The following is a 17,115-nucleotide window of genomic DNA, read 5'->3' as shown; positions in this document are numbered from 1 at the left end:
GGCTCAGCGGGGCGGGGTATTGCGCGAGTAGATCTGGTGCGCGACATAACGCTGGTACATCTCTTCGGTGACCTGGCGGTGGGCGGCGATCTCGGAGAAGAACCGTCCGGATTCGCGCATGGTGCGTTCCTGGGTCTCGTAGTCGACGCCGATCAGCCCGAATCGTGCCGACTCGCCCTCCAGCCATTCCCAGTTGTCCATGAAGGACCAGTGGTAGTAGCGCTCGATGGGCAGGTCGGACGCCGCGATCCCGGCCAAGTGCTCGTGGATGAATCGGCTGCGGAATCCGTCGTCGGAGTTCGCAGTGCCGTTCTCGGTCACATAGAGCGGACCGGGATGGGCATTGTGCAGCCAGCTGGCCACCTCGATCAGACCTTGGGGGTAGATCTCCCAACCGAGGTCGTTGATCGGGACGTCGGCGCCCACGCCGTCGTCCAGCCGGCTGACGGTGCTGCGCGAGTAGTAGTTGATGCCGTGAAAGTCGTAGTAGTGGCCGGGGTGGATGCCGGCCGGCTGGGACAGCGGCGCCAAGAAGCGGCCCTTGCACATGGCCTTGGTGATCACCCGCTGGAACAGCCATTCCATGGTCTGCGCGGACGCCCAGTGGCCGGGATGCCACGCGATGCGCGGACGGAACACCCGCAGGTGCTGGGCGACCCCAACACGGGCGTCCGGCTGCAGTTCGTGGATCAGCCGGTAGGCATCGATGTGCGCGGCGGCCAAATTGGTATAGACCTGGGTGAGCGTCTTCAGCGAGCGGAGGCCGGGGGGCCAGACGCCGAAGTAGTAGGCATGTGTCGCGTAGATGTTCGGTTCGTTGATGGTGATCCACTCGTTCACCAGGTCACCGAGCGCCGACAATATTCGTTGCGTGTACCGCTGGAAGACGTTCGTGCCTTCGGCGTTGAGGAAGGCGTCGGCATCTTCGAACCAGGCCGGATTGTTGAAGTGATGCAAGGTGACCAGGGGCTTGATGCCCGCATCGACCAGGCTGCCCAACTCGTCGCGGTAGTGGTCGATCGCGGAGGAGTCGAACTCGCCGGGCGCGGGCTCGATGCGAGCCCACTCCAAGCCGAGCCGGTAGTGCTGGACGTTGAGCTCCTTCAGCAGTTCGATGTCTTGCGGCACCCGGTTCCAGTGGTCGCAGGCACGGGCCGGGGTCGAGCCGTCCTTGATCCGCCCCGGTTCGCTGGCCCAGCGGTGCCAGTTGGTGGCGGCGTGGCCGCCCTCGATCTGGGTGGCTGCGGTGGCGACGCCCAACTCACAGTTATTCAGCGTGAACGCGTGCACACCGTCCCTTTCGCTTGGCTGACTGCCATCGTCGGACGTGTGGCAAGGGGTGTCAAACGAGCCGGGTCACCGGACGATGGTGATGGTGTCGTGCCCGCTGCTGTACTCGGTCGCGCGGCCGCCGGCGACGGCACTGTAGACCGTGTTGTCGACGCGGCCCGTGGCGGTGTCGATGGTCAGCACCCGGACGGGGTTGTCGGCGCCACCCAGCTTGTCGCCGAGGTAGGACACGACGGTGTTGCCGTGGATGGTGTCGGTCCGACTGGTGTATTTTCCGGTGTGGCCGCAGGCGACGATCTTCACGTTGGAGTACTTGGAGACGATCTGATCGTAGATGTATTGTCCACTCGTCTCTCCGTAGCCGGCGTTGCTGCTCGAGATCTTTCCGCCACTGTTGAGATAGTAGTGGGTGATGATGATCACGTTGTGGTCGGGATGGTTCGCGACCACTTTGCGTCCCCATTGCACCGCCGCCCGGCGTGGGGCGAATTCGAGGTTCAGCACCAGCCATTTGGTGTCTTTGACGGTGAAGCTCGTCCAGGCGTTGTCTACTTTGCCGGGTTCGAACACGCCACCGACCTTGGCGATCATGCTGCTCAACGGGAAGCTTTTGTTGAACTCGGCGGTCTGGCGCACCAGGAGGCTGGTGTTGCAGGCTTTCGCGCCGAGCCGCTCCACGCATTCCGGGTTGCCGACGTAGGCGGAGCCTCCGTAGCCGCGGGAGCCTTGGACCCCGTCCCAGCCCACGGCGCGGGTGTCGTGGTTTCCGACCGCGAGCGAGAAGGGAACGCCGGCCTTGGTCAGGTTGCTCATGGCGGCCGTCGCGGTGGCGTACTGCGAGGGGACCAACCAGCCCCAGTTCACCATGTCGCCGGTGTGCAGCACGTAGCGCAGGCCGAGCGCGTCCTTGTTCGCGGCCAGCCAGGCTGTGCGGTTGGGGAAACGTCGGTCAGAGGCCGAGTCGGTCTCGTCTTGGGTGTCCCCGATCACCGCGATGCCGAACGTCTCGCCGCCCGCCGCCTTGGGGTTCGATGCTGTCGCCATTCCCACCTCGGTGGCCTCCGCCAGCGAGAAGGCGGTGACGGAGTTCACGCTGTAGCCGAGTGAACTGGATGGGCTGCCGGACGGCGTCCGCGCCCACAGGTAGAGCGCGCCCTTGCCCGAGATCCGTTCGGTCGAGGAGTCCTTGGCGGCCACCAGCCACCCGCTCGGTTTGTTGCTGCCGTCCTTCCAGGCGCGCAGATAGAGCCGCACGGCCTTCTTGGCGGCGACGGTGGCTTCGAGGTGAATCCGCTCGCTCGGCTGAACCGAGAAGCCCAGCGGAATGGCACTCGACAGGGTCGTTTCGTTGCCGGAGGAGACCCGGCTGAAGGCTGCCGAGACGTCGCCGTTCGCCGCGATGGCGAGCTTCGCGCGATAGCCGGTTGCCTTCGTCTTCGCCCGGAACTGAAGGCCGAATTCCACCGCGGTGCCGGGGACGGTGACGGTCACGTCCGCGATCTGGGTGGTGCGGCTGGGGCCGATCCTCGCCCAAACGGACGTGTGTGTCTCGAGCACGAGAGTCTTGGAGTCGGCGGCCTCTGAGTTGTTCGGGACGGCCCCGGCAAGCAGCAAAGCTGCGGTCAGGATGAACGCCAGGAACTGCGGCCAGGTGCGACGGGCAGACCGGGACGAGGGGCGTGGGACGGTGTGGGGGATCACGTCGGGTTCTCCGGGTTCACGTTTTCGGATCCCGGACGCATGTCCGGAACTTGGCGTCCTCCCGAAATCCAGCCCCCCGCGGCCAGGCGACCAGTGTGCGCTTTCGTCGCCCTCGATCTCAAATTTGGGTCGGATGTCGAGGACCGTGCCGGGTCCGCTCAGTGCGAATGCTCCGGGTGACGAGATAGGCCCGGTCGCGGGCCATGATCCGCGTCGGGCCCACCCTTCCGCGCAGCCAGGGCAGGTAGGGCAGGTGCGCGTTGTAGACGCACCACAGTTCGCCGCCCTCGGTCAGGATCTCCCCGGCCTGGGCGAACAGCGCACGGGTCGGCGAGGTGTCCTTGGCCGCCCGGACGTGGAAGGGCGGGTTGGTCACGACCATCTCGACCGGTTCGTCCCAGCCGCGCAAGCCGTCCCGGCGGATGACCTCGACGGACAGGTCGTTGGCCTCCGCGGTCAGCCGGCTCGCATCGGTCCCGCTCCAGGCCACATCGACGGCGTGCACCCGCATCCCGCGGCGGGCCAGCAGTGCGGCCAGGATCCCGCTGCCGCAGCCCAGATCGATCGCCGTGGCGGCGTCCGGCAGCCGATCGAGGCAGCCGGCCAACAGGGCCGTTCCGTGGTCCAGCCGATTGCTGCCGAACGTCGCGCCGTGGGCCACGACGTCCAGGCCGAGTGACTCCACGCGGGCCGTCTGGGGCCAGGAGGGCGCTCGCCGGATCGGGTCCGAGGCCAGCAAGGCGCGCGCCTTGCGGTGCCCCAGTGAGGCGGACACCGAGCCGAAACACCTGGCCAGAGCAGTGTTCATCGACCGTGAGAGTTGCTTGTCCCGCTCTGCGGAGATCACTCGGACGTCCGGATCGGAAGTGGCAGCGATCAGCTCGGCGTACTCCTGCACGGCGCTCACTGCCCGCGGGAGCCGCCACAGCACCGTCCGAGCTCCGGTCACCGCCTCATCCGGGGTGGCACGCCGCCACGCCACGGGCACCTGCTGCTCGGCGCGCACGTCGTCGCACCACACCCGAGGCTGGTAGCCGCGGGCCGCCACCGCACGGCTGAGCGACCCGGCCACATCGTCCAGGATCGCCACCGGAGGGACGAGATCCCCGGCCTGGATCAGCAGGATCTCGGTGACCGGGTCGGGCCGCTGTCCGGAGGAATCGTTCATGAGGCCAGGTAACCATTTTCGGAGGCACGTCGTCCCGTTCCCACGAGTCGGGAGTCCGTCGAATCATGGCGTCCGCGTTGCGGTCTCGATCGACAAGCGTCTGCTCTCAACGGGCAGACACGGGCGTCCGATCATCGACTCTGTACCCATGGTGCCGCCGGACTCGGTACGGTTGGTTCGGTCGACCGGTTCCCGGACCACGCTCCGTCGGGCACCGGCACCCGGAGCCGCCGTCGTTGGCGTCCCATGCAATGGAGCATCCGAAGGAGATTCATCACACGATGACCAAGTATGTCTACGAGTTCAGCGAGGGTGACGGTTCGATGCGGAACCTGCTCGGCGGCAAAGGTGCCAACCTCGCCGAGATGACCGGGCTGGGCATGCCCGTGCCGCAGGGTTTCACCATCAGCACCGAGGCCTGTACCCGCTACTACGCTGACGGAGAGAAGATCGGCGACGACATCCGCGAACAGATCGTCGACTACATCGGCAAGCTCGAAGAGCTGACCGGCAAGAAGTTCGGCGACCCGGAGAACCCGCTGCTGGTGTCGGTGCGGTCGGGTTCGCGGGCGTCCATGCCGGGAATGATGGACACCATTCTCAACCTCGGCATGAACGAGGACGTGGTCGCGGCCTTCGCCGCCAAGACCGGCAACCCGCGCTTCGTCTACGATTCTTACCGCCGTTTCATCCAGATGTACTCCGATGTCGTCATGGAGGTCGGCAAGGCGTACTTCGAGGAACTCATCGACGAGATGAAGGAGCGCAAGGGAGTCAAGGACGACCTGGAGCTAGACGCCGACGATCTGAAGGAACTGGCCCGCCAGTTCAAGGAGGAGTACAAGACCAAGATCGGCTCCGACTTCCCGTCCGACCCGATCGAGCAGCTGTTCGGCGCCATCCGCGCGGTGTTCCGCTCGTGGGACAACCCGCGTGCGGTCTACTACCGCCGGCTCAACGACATCCCGTCCGACTGGGGGACCGCGGTCAACGTTCAGTCGATGGTGTTCGGCAACCTGGGCGACACCTCCGGCACCGGTGTGGCGTTCTCGCGCAACCCGGCCACCGGCGAGCCCGGCCTGTACGGCGAATACCTGATGAACGCCCAGGGCGAGGACGTCGTCGCCGGCATCCGGACGCCGCTCACCATCGATCAGCTGAAGGCGCAGAACCCGGGGTTGTACGACGAGTTCCAGGAGATCGTCACCCGACTGGAGAACCACTACCGGGACATGCAGGACATGGAGTTCACCATCGAAGAGGGCAAGCTCTTCATGCTCCAGACCCGCAACGGCAAGCGCACCGCGGCCGCGGCCTTCAAGATCGCTTGCGACTTGGTGGACGAAGGGATGATCGACTCCAAGAAGGCGGTGTCGATGATTGATCCCAAGCAGATCGACGCGCTGCTGCACCCGCAGTTCGACCAGGCCGACCTGGCTGGCGCGACCCCGATCGGCAAGGGTCTGCCGGCGTCGCCCGGCGCGGCCTGTGGCCAGGTCGTGTTCACCTCCGAAGAGGCAGCCGAGCGGGGCAAGCGCGGCGAAGACGTCGTGCTGGTCCGATTGGAGACCACGCCGGAGGACATCGAGGGCATGCACTACGCGAAGGGCATTCTGACCGCACGCGGCGGAATGACCTCGCACGCGGCCGTGGTGGCTCGTGGCATGGGCACCTGCTGTGTGTCAGGTCTGGGCGACATCACCTTCGGGGTGAAGAGCTTCAGCCTCGGCGGCAACACCTACAACGAGGGTGACTGGATCTCGCTGGACGGGTCCACCGGCAACGTCTACGGCGAGGCCATCAAGACGGTGCCGGCCGAGATCGGCGGCTACTTCGGCCGGATCATGGAGTGGGCCGACGAATACCGCACGATGAAGGTGCGCACCAACGCCGACACCCCGCTGGATGCTCAGCAGGCCCGCGACTTCGGTGCCGAGGGCATCGGCCTGTGCCGTACCGAGCACATGTTCTTCGAGCCCGACCGGATCTCGGCGATCCGCGAGATGATCGTCTCCAAGAGCGTCGAACAGCGCGAGTCCGCACTGGCCAAGCTGCTGCCGATGCAGCGCGGCGACTTCGAGGGCATCTACGAGGCTATGGGGGGCTACCCGGTCACCATTCGGCTGCTCGACCCGCCGCTGCACGAGTTCCTGCCGCACGAGCATTCGGACGTGGTCGCGCTGGCCCGGCAGATGAACATGGAGACGATCGCGCTGGAGGCGGTGATCGAGTCGCTGCACGAGTTCAACCCGATGATGGGCCACCGCGGCTGCCGGCTCGACGTCACCTACCCCGAGATCGGCGCCATGCAGACCCGGGCCATCATCGAGGCGGCGATCAACGTCCAGAAGCGGCACCCGGAGTGGGATCTGGTGCCCGAGATCATGATCCCGTTGGTCGGCGAGGTGAAGGAGCTGGCGTTCGTCAAGAAGATCGTCACCGACACCGCGGACGCGATCATCGCCGAGTCCGGCGTCGATCTGAAGTACCTGGTCGGCACGATGATCGAGATCCCGCGGGCGGCGCTCACCGCCGATGAGATCGCGACCGAGGCCCAGTTCTTCTCCTTCGGCACCAACGACCTGACCCAGATGACGTTCGGCTTCAGCCGGGACGACGCCGGCAAGTTCCTGGAGTCGTACTACGAGAAGAAGATCTACGAGAACGACCCGTTCGCTCGGCTCGACCAGGTCGGCGTCGGCAAGCTGGTGGAGACCGCGGTGAAGCTGGGACGGCAGACCAACCCGGACATCAAGCTCGGCATCTGCGGTGAGCACGGCGGCGACCCGTCGTCCATCGACTTCTGCCAGCGGTCGGGCCTGAACTACGTGTCCTGCTCGCCGTTCCGGGTGCCGATCGCCCGGTTGGCGGCGGCTCAGGCGGCGCTCGCGAACGGCTGATCGACTTTTAACTGAGTGAAACTAAGAATAGGCATTTGGGCCTGACTTCTCGTAGCGTAGTCAGGCCCAAATGCTTCTAGTTGGCCGTCATCGGTCAGCGGCGGAATGTGCTTACGACAAGCACTTCTTCCCTTCATCGGCGCTCGTCCGAAGGCGCAACCGGGGAGAGTCGTCCGGGTCCCGTGGTTGAGCTGAAGCATCGAATCCCCTAGTTGAGCTAAGTTTGCCACATTTTGTCCACTGCCCTTGATATGCGAGACTAGCCACACGCCCGCCACCCCCAAGGCCCTCGAAGGAACTCGTATGTCGAGTGCGACCACCCCCATTCGCACAGTTCAAGAAGATTCTCCACGTTGGGTAGATGTTTCACCCTGGGTCGCCTCCGCGGCCGTCACTGAGCAGTCCGCTCCCAGTTGGTACGTCAAGTACCGGCGCCTGCTGCTGGCCGGCGACACCGCGGCCGTGTCGCTCGCCATCCTCGCGAGCTTCGGCCTCCTCTTCACGGTCGGTCAGCCGCTCAAGGGCGCCGAATTCCTCAACTACGGTTGGCTCGCCCTGCTGTTGACACCGGCGTGGGTGATCACATTGGGCGCGATCGGGACGCGCGAACGCGAAATGATCGGCAGCGGCCTCCAGGAGTACCGCCGCGTGATCGTCGCGAGCCTGGCACTCTTCGGTGGCCTGGCGATTCTCTCGTACCTGTTTGAGTCGTCCCCCTCCCGTGCCCTGTTCGTCAGCACGCTCCCGCTGGGCATCTGCCTCCTTGTGCTGGAGCGCTGGTCGCTTCGCAAGCTGCTGCATCGGCTGAGACGTCGCGGCCGGGCCCTTACGCCCACGCTCGTGGCTGGAAACGCGGAGGCTGTCGCGGACGTCGTCGCGCAGCTTCACCGAGACCTCAGCATCGGATATCAGCCGGCGGCGATGCACCTGACCGATGGGTCCCGACGCACCACGTCGACCGGGCCGGCCATTCGCTGTCTCGACACAGCTGGCTTCGAGCACGCGTTGGAGCGCGGACGCTACGGCGCGGTCATTCTGACCGAAGGCCTTGACCGGGCCCAGATCCGCCAGATCGCATGGCGGCTGGAGAATCGTCCGATCCAGATGATGTTCGTGCCCAGGCTGGTCGATGTGGCCGGTCCGCGGATGCAGATCCGGGCGACCGACGGGTTGTCGTTCGTGCATGTCGATCTGCCGCGCTTCAGCGGCGCGAAGATGGCGATGAAGCGGGCGTTCGATATCGTCTTCTCGGTCTTCGCGCTGCTCTTGTTGCTCCCGGTCTTCTTCGTCGTGGGGGTCCTCATCAAGCAGGACGACGGTGGTCCGATATTCTTCCGTCAGCAGCGGGTGGGGCGCCATGGTGAGCCGTTCACCATCCACAAGTTCCGCACGATGTGTACCGATGCGGAGGCGAAGATCGACGCCCTGATCGAGGCGAACGGCGGCGCGGCGCTGCTCTTCAAACTGGAGGACGATCCCCGCATCACTCCGATAGGGAAGTTCCTTCGCAAGTACTCGCTCGACGAACTGCCCCAATTCTGGAGCGTGCTGCGGGGCGGGATGAGCGTGGTCGGTCCTCGTCCGCAGGTTGCGCGCGAAGTGGCTGAGTACAGCGACATTCATCACCGCCGACTGCTGATCAAGCCGGGAATCACCGGTCTGTGGCAGGTCAACGGTCGGTCAGAGCTGTCGATGGAGGAGAGCATCCGGCTGGATCTCCGCTACGTCGAGAACTGGTCTCTGATCGGCGACATCATGATTGTTCTCAAGACCGTGGGTGTTGTCATCCGTCCGGGAGCCGCCTGGTGAACAGACTCATAGTCTCTCGCCGAAGCCGGGAAGCGCATGACCAAACGGATGCGAGCCGGCGCCCGCTTTCCGGTTCTGACCCGAAGCGGATCGGAGGCGACCGCCAATGGGTGGGCTGATTGTTCACGAGTGGTTGGCTGAACGAGGCGGATCTGAAAATGTCGTCCACGCGATGTCCGAGGCATTCCCAGATTCCGACCTGTGGGTTCTGTGGAACAATGATCTCAAGCGATTCCCACACGCTAGACAGAGTTGGCTGGCCCATACCCCTCTGCGACGCAGCCGGGTCGCGGCGCTCCCGGCGATGCCGGCGACGTGGCGGTTCGTCCGCGGCGACCACGATTACGACTGGGTGATGGCGAGCAGCCATCTCTTTGCTCACCATGTACGGGTTCCTCGCCAGCCTGTGCTCCCGAAGTTGGCGTACGTGCATACTCCGGCAAGATACATCTGGACTCCTGAGATCGACGGACGCGGCAATAGTGCCGTCGCTCGCGCGGCCTCGCGCGGCCTGCGCAGACTGGATCGCCAGCGGGCGGCCGAGCTCACCTCGGTCGCCGGGAACAGCGGATATATTCGGGAACGAATCCGCCGTTCCTGGGGAATCGATGCGTCGGTCATCTATCCGCCGGTCGACGTGGCACGGATTCTCGCGGTGGAGAGCTGGGCCGATCGACTATCGGCCAGCGAAGAAGCAACATTTACTCGACTTCCGCAACCTTATCTACTGGGAGCATCCCGATTTGTCTCCTACAAGCGTCTCGAAGTCGTGATTGAAATAGGCGAGCGCCTAGGCCTGCCTGTGGTCCTTGCTGGCGCCGGACCCGAGCGCGGGAATCTCGCCGAGCGAGCAGCGATCGCCGCTGTGCCGGTCCAATTTGTGGAGTCGCCGTCCAGCGCGTTGCTGTTCGCGCTATATCAGAATGCATATGCCTATGTCTTCCCGCCTATCGAAGATTTCGGTATTATGCCGGTCGAGGCGATGGCCTGTGGCACGCCGGTGATCGTTAACGCGACAGGCGGCGCCCGTGAGAGTGTGGAGGCCTGTCGTGGTGGCCAGTCCATAGCCATCGAGTCGACTGTCGATGTTCTCGCAGCGGCACACGTGATCGACAGCGTCGACAGAGCTGCACTTAGGGAACGCACGCGGCGGTTCTCGCGGGAGCGCTTCATTGCGGAGGTTCAAGAGTGGGTGTCCGATACCTGCGGCTCGTCGGTTGTTGCGGAGAAAAGATGCAGCCATGCGGAGAGGGAGAGGTAAGCGTGACCCTACCTTTGATCGTCGATACTCGGTATGGCGGTGCCCACGGCATTGCACGCTACGCGGGCGAAGTGATCCCGAGGATCCGGCAGCCCTGGTCGCCGCTGGCTACCCGGCACAAGCTGGGAAGCATTCAGGACCTCGTTCGGCGGGATCGGGCCCGTTCGAGCGAAGGTGGCCTCGTCTATAGCCCCGGGTACTATGCCGAACTATCGAACTGCCGCCAACTGCTCACCATCCATGATCTCATCCACCTACATGGTCCCACTGATCCACGCGGCCTTCGCAATCGCCTCTACTATCAGCGAGTTGTGCGGCCCGCGGTAAAACGAACGGGTGTGGCCATCACCGTCTCGGAGTCATCGGCGAACGCGATCAAAGAATGGTTGTCAGATGACAAAATTCGGGTGGTGAATGCTGGAAACGGTTGTTCTTCGATTTTCGACGCAGAGCTGGTGACGCCGCTGCGTCTCGATAGGCCGTACTTTCTATATGTCGGCAACTTCAAGCCTCATAAGAACCCGATGCCCGCATTCCAGGCCATGAAGGAGTTTCCTGAGCATCTGCTGGTGGTAGTCACTTCCGATACTGAGGCTGCCGACGCGATGACGGAGACGGTCGGGTTGGGCGATCGCGTGAAGGTTCATGCCAATGTGCCCGACGATCGACTGGCGAGGCTCTACGCGGGCTGCGAGGCCCTTCTCTTTCCGTCGATCTTGGAAGGGTTTGGACTGCCTGTGGTCGAGGCGCTGAAGACCGGCGGAAAGGTGATTTTCTACTCGGGGGCGGCGGCGGTCCGAGAGATATGCGAAGGGACGCAGTTCGGTGTCGAGGACGCCAATTCCAGCGGAGATTTCGCGGCAGCCATGCGATTAGCCTGCACGCAGCCGTTCCGGCGGCCGCCTACCATCGACAAATATGACTGGGACGATGTCGCCGACCGAGTCAACTCAGTGCTCGAGGAGGTGGTCTAAGATGAACGTCTCCATGGGCACGGGACCGGCCAGCCCGTTACGAGTGTCGCTCGTGGTCGGGAGTATGTTGCGTCCGGAGTTCCTGGAGCGATTCCTGGTAAATGTGGCCCGCCAGCGGACTCCGGTCCACCAGGTGATCATCGTAGAACAGCGCGATGTCGGTGCTGTCGAATCGATGGTGGCGAGACTCGGTGTCACCGAAGCACTCGTCGTGCCCAGTGCCCCCGGTTTGTCACGAGCGCGCAATGTCGGTCTGCGTTTGGTGACGGGGGACATCATTGGCTTCCCCGACGACGATTGCTGGTATCATCCGGGAACGCTCTCGCGAGTGGTCAATCAGTTCAGTTCGAATGCCGACCTAGGGATTCTCTGTGGCCGGGTGGTGACATCAACGGGCACGATGCTTAGATATCCACGCAAGGCTGGACGAATCGACCGGAGAACCGTTTGGCATACGGCTGTGTCGCCCGGTCTGTTCGTGCGTGCCACCACCGCCCGGCAAATTGGTGAGTTCGACGAGGGTATCGGAGTGGGCAGTGGAACGGAAGCGGGCTCCGGCGAGGAAACCGAGTACGTTCTGAGAGGTCTCGAAAAGGGAGCGTTGGCGGTGTATGATCCCCTTGTGCATGTCTCTCACCCGAGTCCGGAGGATGTGCAGTTCCGGCAGGCTTCGTCCCTCGGCCTTCGGTATGGATTCGGAATGGGGACAGTTCTTCGACGGCATGGCTACGGCCCGCTGTCTGCTGCATTGGCCGTTCTGAGGCCGAGTATCGGCAGCGTTGTCGCGGCGGCGTCCGGCGACATGAGTCTTGCGCGATTTCGGTTTTCCGTCGCGAGGGGTCGAGGTCATGGCTATATCGGACGTTGAAATCCGTGGGCGTCGGTACACTCCGAGTGCGGCGACCACCAGCCCGGCTTCCGTCGGAGCGGTGGCCGTGGTCGTTGCCTACGTCGGCAGCCAGTTTGTGGACGTAACTCTGGCCACCGTGGGTGATCTCGTGTTGTCAGTTCAGAAGGTAACAGCCATCGTCGTGTTGCCTTTAGGTGCGATCCTTTTGCGACGCTTGCGGTGGTCAAGCGCTATCGCAGCCACGGCGGCCGCGCTCTCTCTTGCATACGTGGTTGCTGCGGGCCTCGGCGGCCAACCCGCGCCGACGTTGGCGAGCGATCTGTTTGCTTTGATCCTGAATGCAATCGCCGCACTAGTCTTGTATGCAGCGCTCCTCGATATGCCTCGGCCCGTTCAGACGTTTGGGAGGGTGTGGTGCTTCTGCGCTGTTGTTACCTCAATGTTGGCGCTGGGTCAGGTCTTGGGCGTGGTTCCGCTCATGAACGTTCCCGACGAGCTGCTTTCCCGCCGACTGACCGATAGCGGCCTTCTTCGAGCGAGCGGCCTCAAAGCCGATCCCAACTTCGCCGCGATGATGATGACGGCCGGCGTCGCATTCACCGCAGTTGTGGTATCACGGCCTCTCCGACTCGCGGCCAGACTTGCACTGTTTGTCGGGGTGGCCGCCACATTGTCACGCATGGGCATGATCGTGGCGGCTGTTTTGCTGTTGGCGTCAGCAAGTGCGGGGACGAGGAGGCATCGGATAAGTTCGGTCAGGATGATCTTCTTGCTCCCCGTGGCGGCCTTGTTGGCCATTATCCTTTATGGCTCGCTGCCGCCTAATGTGCAGATGTATGTGGACGCGCGCTTTTGGGACCTAGGTCGCGGAGCGGAGTACCTCCTCGTTGGGGCGGACGTAGGGACAGTTGATGGTTCTGGCGTGGAGCGCGCGGATCTGCTACTCGGCACGTTAACGATCATTGCTATGAACCCGCTTGTCGGAGTAGGCCCCAACAACCTGCAGGGAATGCTATATGCGAACATCGGAATCGATAAAGGTGCCCATAACACGTATTTGGAGATCGTGGCGATAGGAGGCATTTTCGGCCTCTTCGCTATTGGCGTATATGTTGCGAACCTCCTTGGGGGCCTTCGACGCGGCCGGACCTTGAATTGGTCTAGCTCCGATGTGCGCTGTGCGCAACTGTTCTGTTTGGCGGTCGGTCTGATGGCGGCCGTGCTCACTATCGTATATAATGCTATGCTCTGGATTCCGCTCACGTTGGCCTGCGTTATCGGTGCTGACGCCTCCTCCCGAGTATCCGGAGTTGTGACGGTTCGGTCGATCAATGGCGGGCGCAGGTGGGCTCGATCGCGAAATGTACGCGGAAAGACGGGGACATGACGGCCTTGCGAAAAGATTCTTTGCTGCGCTTGCACGACTGCTTGAAGGCCGTGATCTATTTGCTGAACCTTCCGCTGTTCTGGCTCACTCGGTTGACACCGCGACGGCGTCGCCGATGGGTTTTCGGCGCATGGCAGGGGAGGCGCTACGCGGACAATCCTCGGCATTTTGCGGAGTATGTGTCCAGAGCGGATCCATCGGTGGAGTGCATCTGGGTAGCCACGAGTAGCTCGGCGGTCGCTGAGGCCGAGATTGCGGGCCTGCGAGCCGTTCGAGCCTACTCATTGGCGGGCTACTGGCTTACGGCTACTGCTGAATTGGCGATAATCGCGAATGGTGTGGATGATGTCAACCGATACGTGTGTCCGCCGCGGGTTGTAAATCTTTGGCACGGGGCCGCACTGATCAAGCAGATTGGGTGCAATAGCCGTCTCCTGGAGACTCGGGATCGAACGCCTGGCCTGCTATCGCGAATCTTTCCATTTCATCGCGGCTGGCCGGCGATGGGGTATATTGCAGGTTCGGACATGGAGGCAGAGCATTTGCGCAGTGCGTTCAGCGTGGAGCGGTCTCGAATCTTCGTAACGGGTTATCCGCGAGCCGACATTCTGGTGAGACAGCAGGGCCGGCTGTCTTCGGGTGCGCCCCTCAATATTCTCTATGCCCCGACGTTCCGAGATCTGGATCCGCTGCTACCGCTAACGATGATCCGCGAAAATCTGAGAGTCATCACGGAGGGCTTGAAGCAGCTGAACGCCGTACTGCACGTGCGCCTCCATCCGAACACTTTGAGTGCTGCTGAGCGTATCCATGACCGAATTCGCGTTAACGCGCCTCCTGCCGATGGTCCGGATGTCAATATGATCTTGTGTGATATGGATGTGCTTATCACGGACTACTCCAGTGTTTTTGTTGATTTCCTCCTGACCGGCCGGCCCATTGTGTTTGCCCCGTTCGATCTGTCGGCGTATCGTCAGCAGGAGCGTGAGTTGGCCGCTGGATACGGGGATGCGTCCCTCACCCCTGGTCCGATATGTGATGATTGGGAGGCTGTGATCGAAGCGTTGGCGTTGTTCTCGCAAGGCGAGGACCGCTGGGAGGCGGCGCGAAGGTCGTCGCTAGAAGATCTCTGCTCAAGGCGGGATGGGAAGAGCTGCGCGCGGGTTCTTGAGATGGTGAACTCGCTGTCTGACCGGGTCGCGGAGGTATGGTGATGGAGCAGCGAGTCCGTCGCATTTTTTTCATGTGGTCGCAGGGCCTGGAACGTGCTCCGAGGGTTGTCGGTGCATGTTACGAGTCCTGGGTTCGCCAAAACCCGGGCTGGGAGGTGATATTGCTGGATGAGGCCAACCTGGCGAGCTACGTGGTGATGCCAGCTTGGACTCGCAAACTGTCGCCCACGCAACTCTCGGATTTTGTTCGTCTGCAAGTGCTGAGCAAGTACGGCGGGGTGTGGGCAGATGCCACCACGTACTGCAATTGGCCCCTGGATGCATGGCTTCCGGTCGAGAGCGGGTTCTTCGCATTTGCATGGCCCGCGCGTGGTTATCTATTCTCCACGTGGTTTCTGTACTCGGAGCCTGGCAATTGTCTGGTAGGTGACGCTTTGGGAATACTCTCTGACTATTGGCGCCTGGCCAGGCTTGACCGTCATGGGCTGGTGCGTGACCTTTTTGCAAAGGTCCTAGTTCGGGTGCTGAGGACCCATCCTACGCTCACCACGCTGTGGCTGACCTACCCCGTGCGCGACTTGCTTCGGGTGTATCCCTATTTTGCGATTCACTATTCGTTTGCTCGGGCGATTCTTCGCTCCGTTTCGGCGGCCTCTGTGTGGCGCGCGACCCCAAAGGTAATGGCGGACGGTCCGCATCAACTACAGAGATATGGTCTCGCCTCACCTGCGGACACGTTGATGCGCTTGGAATTGGCGGCGCCGTCGAGCCCGGTGTACAAGCTGACTTGGAAGGACGCGGCTGCTTCCGTTGATGACGCACGATCGACTCTGGGCATCCTGCTTGCTGAGTCTCAGTTGAGCAAGGATGGTGCCCCCACGGAGCGCGAGGGCGAGTGGAAGAAGGCAGAAGGGGATGTATGACGCGCGGGGCGCGCAGGTTTGACATGATGCTGTCGCTAGGGCTTCAGGGCTCGGGCGCGGTGCTGGCGTATGGTAGCCAGTTGGTGTTGGCCCGCGCTCTCGGTGCCGGTCCGTTTGGAACGGTGAGTGCGGTCGTGAGTGTCAGCACCGTCCTTGGTTTGGCTCTCACCCTCGGCGGCGGCGGCCTTGCTCTGCGAAGACTACCGGTGTGGTACCAGGGTGAAGATCGTGCGCTCTGTTGGCAGTTCTTGGTGTCGTTCTGGCGCTTGATCGCCCTGTTGTCGTTGATGCTGATTCTGTTCTCCTGGTGCCTGGGCTGGTTTGGTCTAGGTAGCTGGCTTTGGATGGGTTGTGCCGGCTTGTCCGGGCTGACTGCCTTTTGGACCTTCGGGGGCGACGTTGGGCGAGCTGTGGGGAAGTTCGCCTCGACCTACGGCCTGAGTCTGGTCTTGCGCCCAGCGCTCACCATCCTTCTCGTGATCATCTTTGCCGGGTTCTGGCGCTTCGATGGCGCGATGGGGGGTATCGTCGCGCTCTTTACAGCAGGGTTAGCGGCTGTGGTCTTGCAGATGATCGTTTTGGTGCGGCGTGTTCGTCCGCCGGACGGGCTTGCGGAGTGCGGGCCGGCGCTTCGAGCTCAGTGGTTTCGAGAAGCGCCTCACTTTCTGATGGCGAACGGTTTTGTCCTTGTGCTTCTTCAAGCAGACATGCTCGTCGCGTCAGCGTTTCTGTCACCCGTGGAACTCGGCTATTATGCGGCGGCAGCCAAGTCGGTGAGCGTGTTGTCAGTGGTTTCGGTCGCTGTTGGGACCGTAGTGGTGCCTCGCCTTTCGCTCTATGCCGACGAATTGAAGCAGTTGGCCCGCGAGGCCCGGAGTGCGACGCGCTGGCAGTTGCTGTTGGTCAGCGTGCCGGCGGCCGGCCTCCTGGTGGGCGCTGCGCAAATCCTCTCACTGTTTGGCCCAGGGTTTGAGGTCGCAGTGCCGGTGTTGCAGATACTCGTAGTTGGCCAGGTATGCAATATGGCATTCGGCCCGGGCGGCACCCTTCTGGTATACACGGGCCATCCTGGTGCGGCGACGCTGGGCTATGGTGTCGCCGCGGTTGTGGCGGCGGGGCTGTGCGCTCTCGGTATCCTCTGGGCGGGACTGGCCGGCGCCGCGCTCGGATCGGCGCTCGGGGTCGCCGCTGTAGGCATGATTATGTGGCTGCTCGCGAGGAGGAAGACTGGCGTGGGCGGCTCGATCTATGGAGCCCTTCGCAACAGGGATCGCTCAGAGAAGAAGTGAACTGGTCCGCGCTGCCTGTTTACGACCGCCCTACCCGGTCGTGGCCCGAACGACAGTTTCCGTGGTCGAGCTATTCAGAGTGACTTGCCGAGAAGACCGTCATAAGGGGCTCTTCCCAGTTGAGGGTGTAGGTGGCGTTGGTCGGCGTTGCGGCGCGTCGGTGTCGGGGTAGGGGTCGAGGTCTCCCGATGATGGAAGTTCTCATACTGCCCATCTGGAAGACCTCGACATGTCTGACGCTACCGTGCCGGCCGGTTTTGGCCGTTGTCCATGGCCACCGTAACCTCCTCGTAGGCGGCCAGTTGATCTCCTTTCTGGTGGTCACGTGATGTCCCGTTCCGTGGCCAGCTGATCTCCCTGCCGTGTCCTGGGTCGACGGCGTGTCGGCCCT

The 17,115-nt window shown here is 63.0% G+C and carries 12 protein-coding genes; 9 read left to right on the top strand and 3 right to left on the bottom strand.

The window, feature by feature from the left end; translation table 11 throughout:
• Positions 1-3 precede the first annotated feature (3 nt).
• From QM619_RS06420 to QM619_RS06410, 3 genes are all read right to left on the bottom strand, one after another.
• Positions 4-1,290 carry a glycoside hydrolase family 1 protein gene (locus QM619_RS06420; RefSeq protein WP_415105614.1) on the bottom strand — a complete coding sequence of 429 codons (1,287 nt, stop codon included), beginning with the start codon at positions 1,288-1,290 and terminating at the stop codon, positions 4-6.
• Positions 1,291-1,356: 66 nt separating this feature from the next.
• Positions 1,357-2,991, bottom strand: coding sequence for a metallophosphoesterase (locus QM619_RS06415; protein ID WP_415105611.1), 1,635 nt, complete (start codon positions 2,989-2,991; stop codon positions 1,357-1,359).
• 118 nt (positions 2,992-3,109) lie between these two features.
• On the bottom strand, positions 3,110-4,159 hold the full coding sequence (locus QM619_RS06410; RefSeq protein WP_415105608.1) for a class I SAM-dependent methyltransferase: 1,050 nt from the start codon (positions 4,157-4,159) through the stop codon (positions 3,110-3,112).
• Between the two features lie 281 nt (positions 4,160-4,440).
• Here QM619_RS06410 and ppdK point away from each other — a divergent pair, with 281 nt between their 5' ends.
• From ppdK to QM619_RS06365, 9 genes are all read left to right on the top strand, one after another.
• Complete coding sequence (gene ppdK, locus QM619_RS06405; RefSeq protein WP_415105605.1) at positions 4,441-7,059, top strand: pyruvate, phosphate dikinase; 2,619 nt, start codon at positions 4,441-4,443, stop codon at positions 7,057-7,059.
• Between the two features lie 303 nt (positions 7,060-7,362).
• Positions 7,363-8,868: a sugar transferase gene (locus QM619_RS06400; RefSeq protein WP_415105602.1), complete on the top strand. Its 1,506-nt coding sequence runs from the start codon at positions 7,363-7,365 to the stop codon at positions 8,866-8,868.
• A 106-nt stretch (positions 8,869-8,974) separates the two neighbouring features.
• Positions 8,975-10,129: a glycosyltransferase gene (locus QM619_RS06395; RefSeq protein WP_415105599.1), complete on the top strand. Its 1,155-nt coding sequence runs from the start codon at positions 8,975-8,977 to the stop codon at positions 10,127-10,129.
• A 338-nt stretch (positions 10,130-10,467) separates the two neighbouring features.
• A complete protein-coding gene (locus tag QM619_RS06390) occupies positions 10,468-11,103 on the top strand; it encodes a glycosyltransferase (RefSeq protein WP_415105596.1) in 636 nt (211 codons plus the stop codon).
• Position 11,104: 1 nt separating this feature from the next.
• Positions 11,105-11,971: a glycosyltransferase family 2 protein gene (locus tag QM619_RS06385; protein WP_415105594.1), complete on the top strand. Its 867-nt coding sequence runs from the start codon at positions 11,105-11,107 to the stop codon at positions 11,969-11,971.
• A gap of 61 nt (positions 11,972-12,032) precedes the next feature.
• On the top strand, positions 12,033-13,340 hold the full coding sequence (locus tag QM619_RS06380; protein ID WP_415105591.1) for an O-antigen ligase family protein: 1,308 nt from the start codon (positions 12,033-12,035) through the stop codon (positions 13,338-13,340).
• Positions 13,337-14,554 (top strand): CDP-glycerol glycerophosphotransferase family protein, encoded by a 1,218-nt coding sequence (locus tag QM619_RS06375; protein ID WP_415105589.1) that lies wholly within the window; start codon positions 13,337-13,339, stop codon positions 14,552-14,554. Before QM619_RS06380 ends, QM619_RS06375 begins: the two co-directional genes overlap by 4 nt.
• Positions 14,554-15,435 carry a capsular polysaccharide synthesis protein gene (locus tag QM619_RS06370; protein ID WP_415105586.1) on the top strand — a complete coding sequence of 294 codons (882 nt, stop codon included), beginning with the start codon at positions 14,554-14,556 and terminating at the stop codon, positions 15,433-15,435. Before QM619_RS06375 ends, QM619_RS06370 begins: the two co-directional genes overlap by 1 nt.
• Positions 15,436-15,458: 23 nt before the next feature.
• Positions 15,459-16,724 carry a polysaccharide biosynthesis C-terminal domain-containing protein gene (locus QM619_RS06365; protein ID WP_415105583.1) on the top strand — a complete coding sequence of 422 codons (1,266 nt, stop codon included), beginning with the start codon at positions 15,459-15,461 and terminating at the stop codon, positions 16,722-16,724.
• Positions 16,725-17,115 lie beyond the last annotated feature (391 nt).

The organism is Micropruina sp. (assembly GCF_047606665.1).
GTDB lineage: Bacteria > Actinomycetota > Actinomycetes > Propionibacteriales > Propionibacteriaceae > Micropruina.
The sequence above is the reverse complement of the archived record's forward strand: the minus strand, read 5'-3'. Positions and strand labels throughout refer to the sequence as shown.

Coding starts and splice junctions, on each gene's coding strand:
- QM619_RS06375 (WP_415105589.1), top strand. CDS start 13,337: ATGACGGCCTTGCGAAAAGATTCTTTGCTGCGCTTGCACGACTGCTTG.
- QM619_RS06395 (WP_415105599.1), top strand. CDS start 8,975: ATGGGTGGGCTGATTGTTCACGAGTGGTTGGCTGAACGAGGCGGATCT.
- QM619_RS06365 (WP_415105583.1), top strand. CDS start 15,459: ATGATGCTGTCGCTAGGGCTTCAGGGCTCGGGCGCGGTGCTGGCGTAT.
- QM619_RS06370 (WP_415105586.1), top strand. CDS start 14,554: ATGGAGCAGCGAGTCCGTCGCATTTTTTTCATGTGGTCGCAGGGCCTG.
- QM619_RS06385 (WP_415105594.1), top strand. CDS start 11,105: ATGAACGTCTCCATGGGCACGGGACCGGCCAGCCCGTTACGAGTGTCG.
- QM619_RS06410 (WP_415105608.1), bottom strand. CDS start 4,159: ATGAACGATTCCTCCGGACAGCGGCCCGACCCGGTCACCGAGATCCTG.
- QM619_RS06400 (WP_415105602.1), top strand. CDS start 7,363: ATGTCGAGTGCGACCACCCCCATTCGCACAGTTCAAGAAGATTCTCCA.
- ppdK (WP_415105605.1), top strand. CDS start 4,441: ATGACCAAGTATGTCTACGAGTTCAGCGAGGGTGACGGTTCGATGCGG.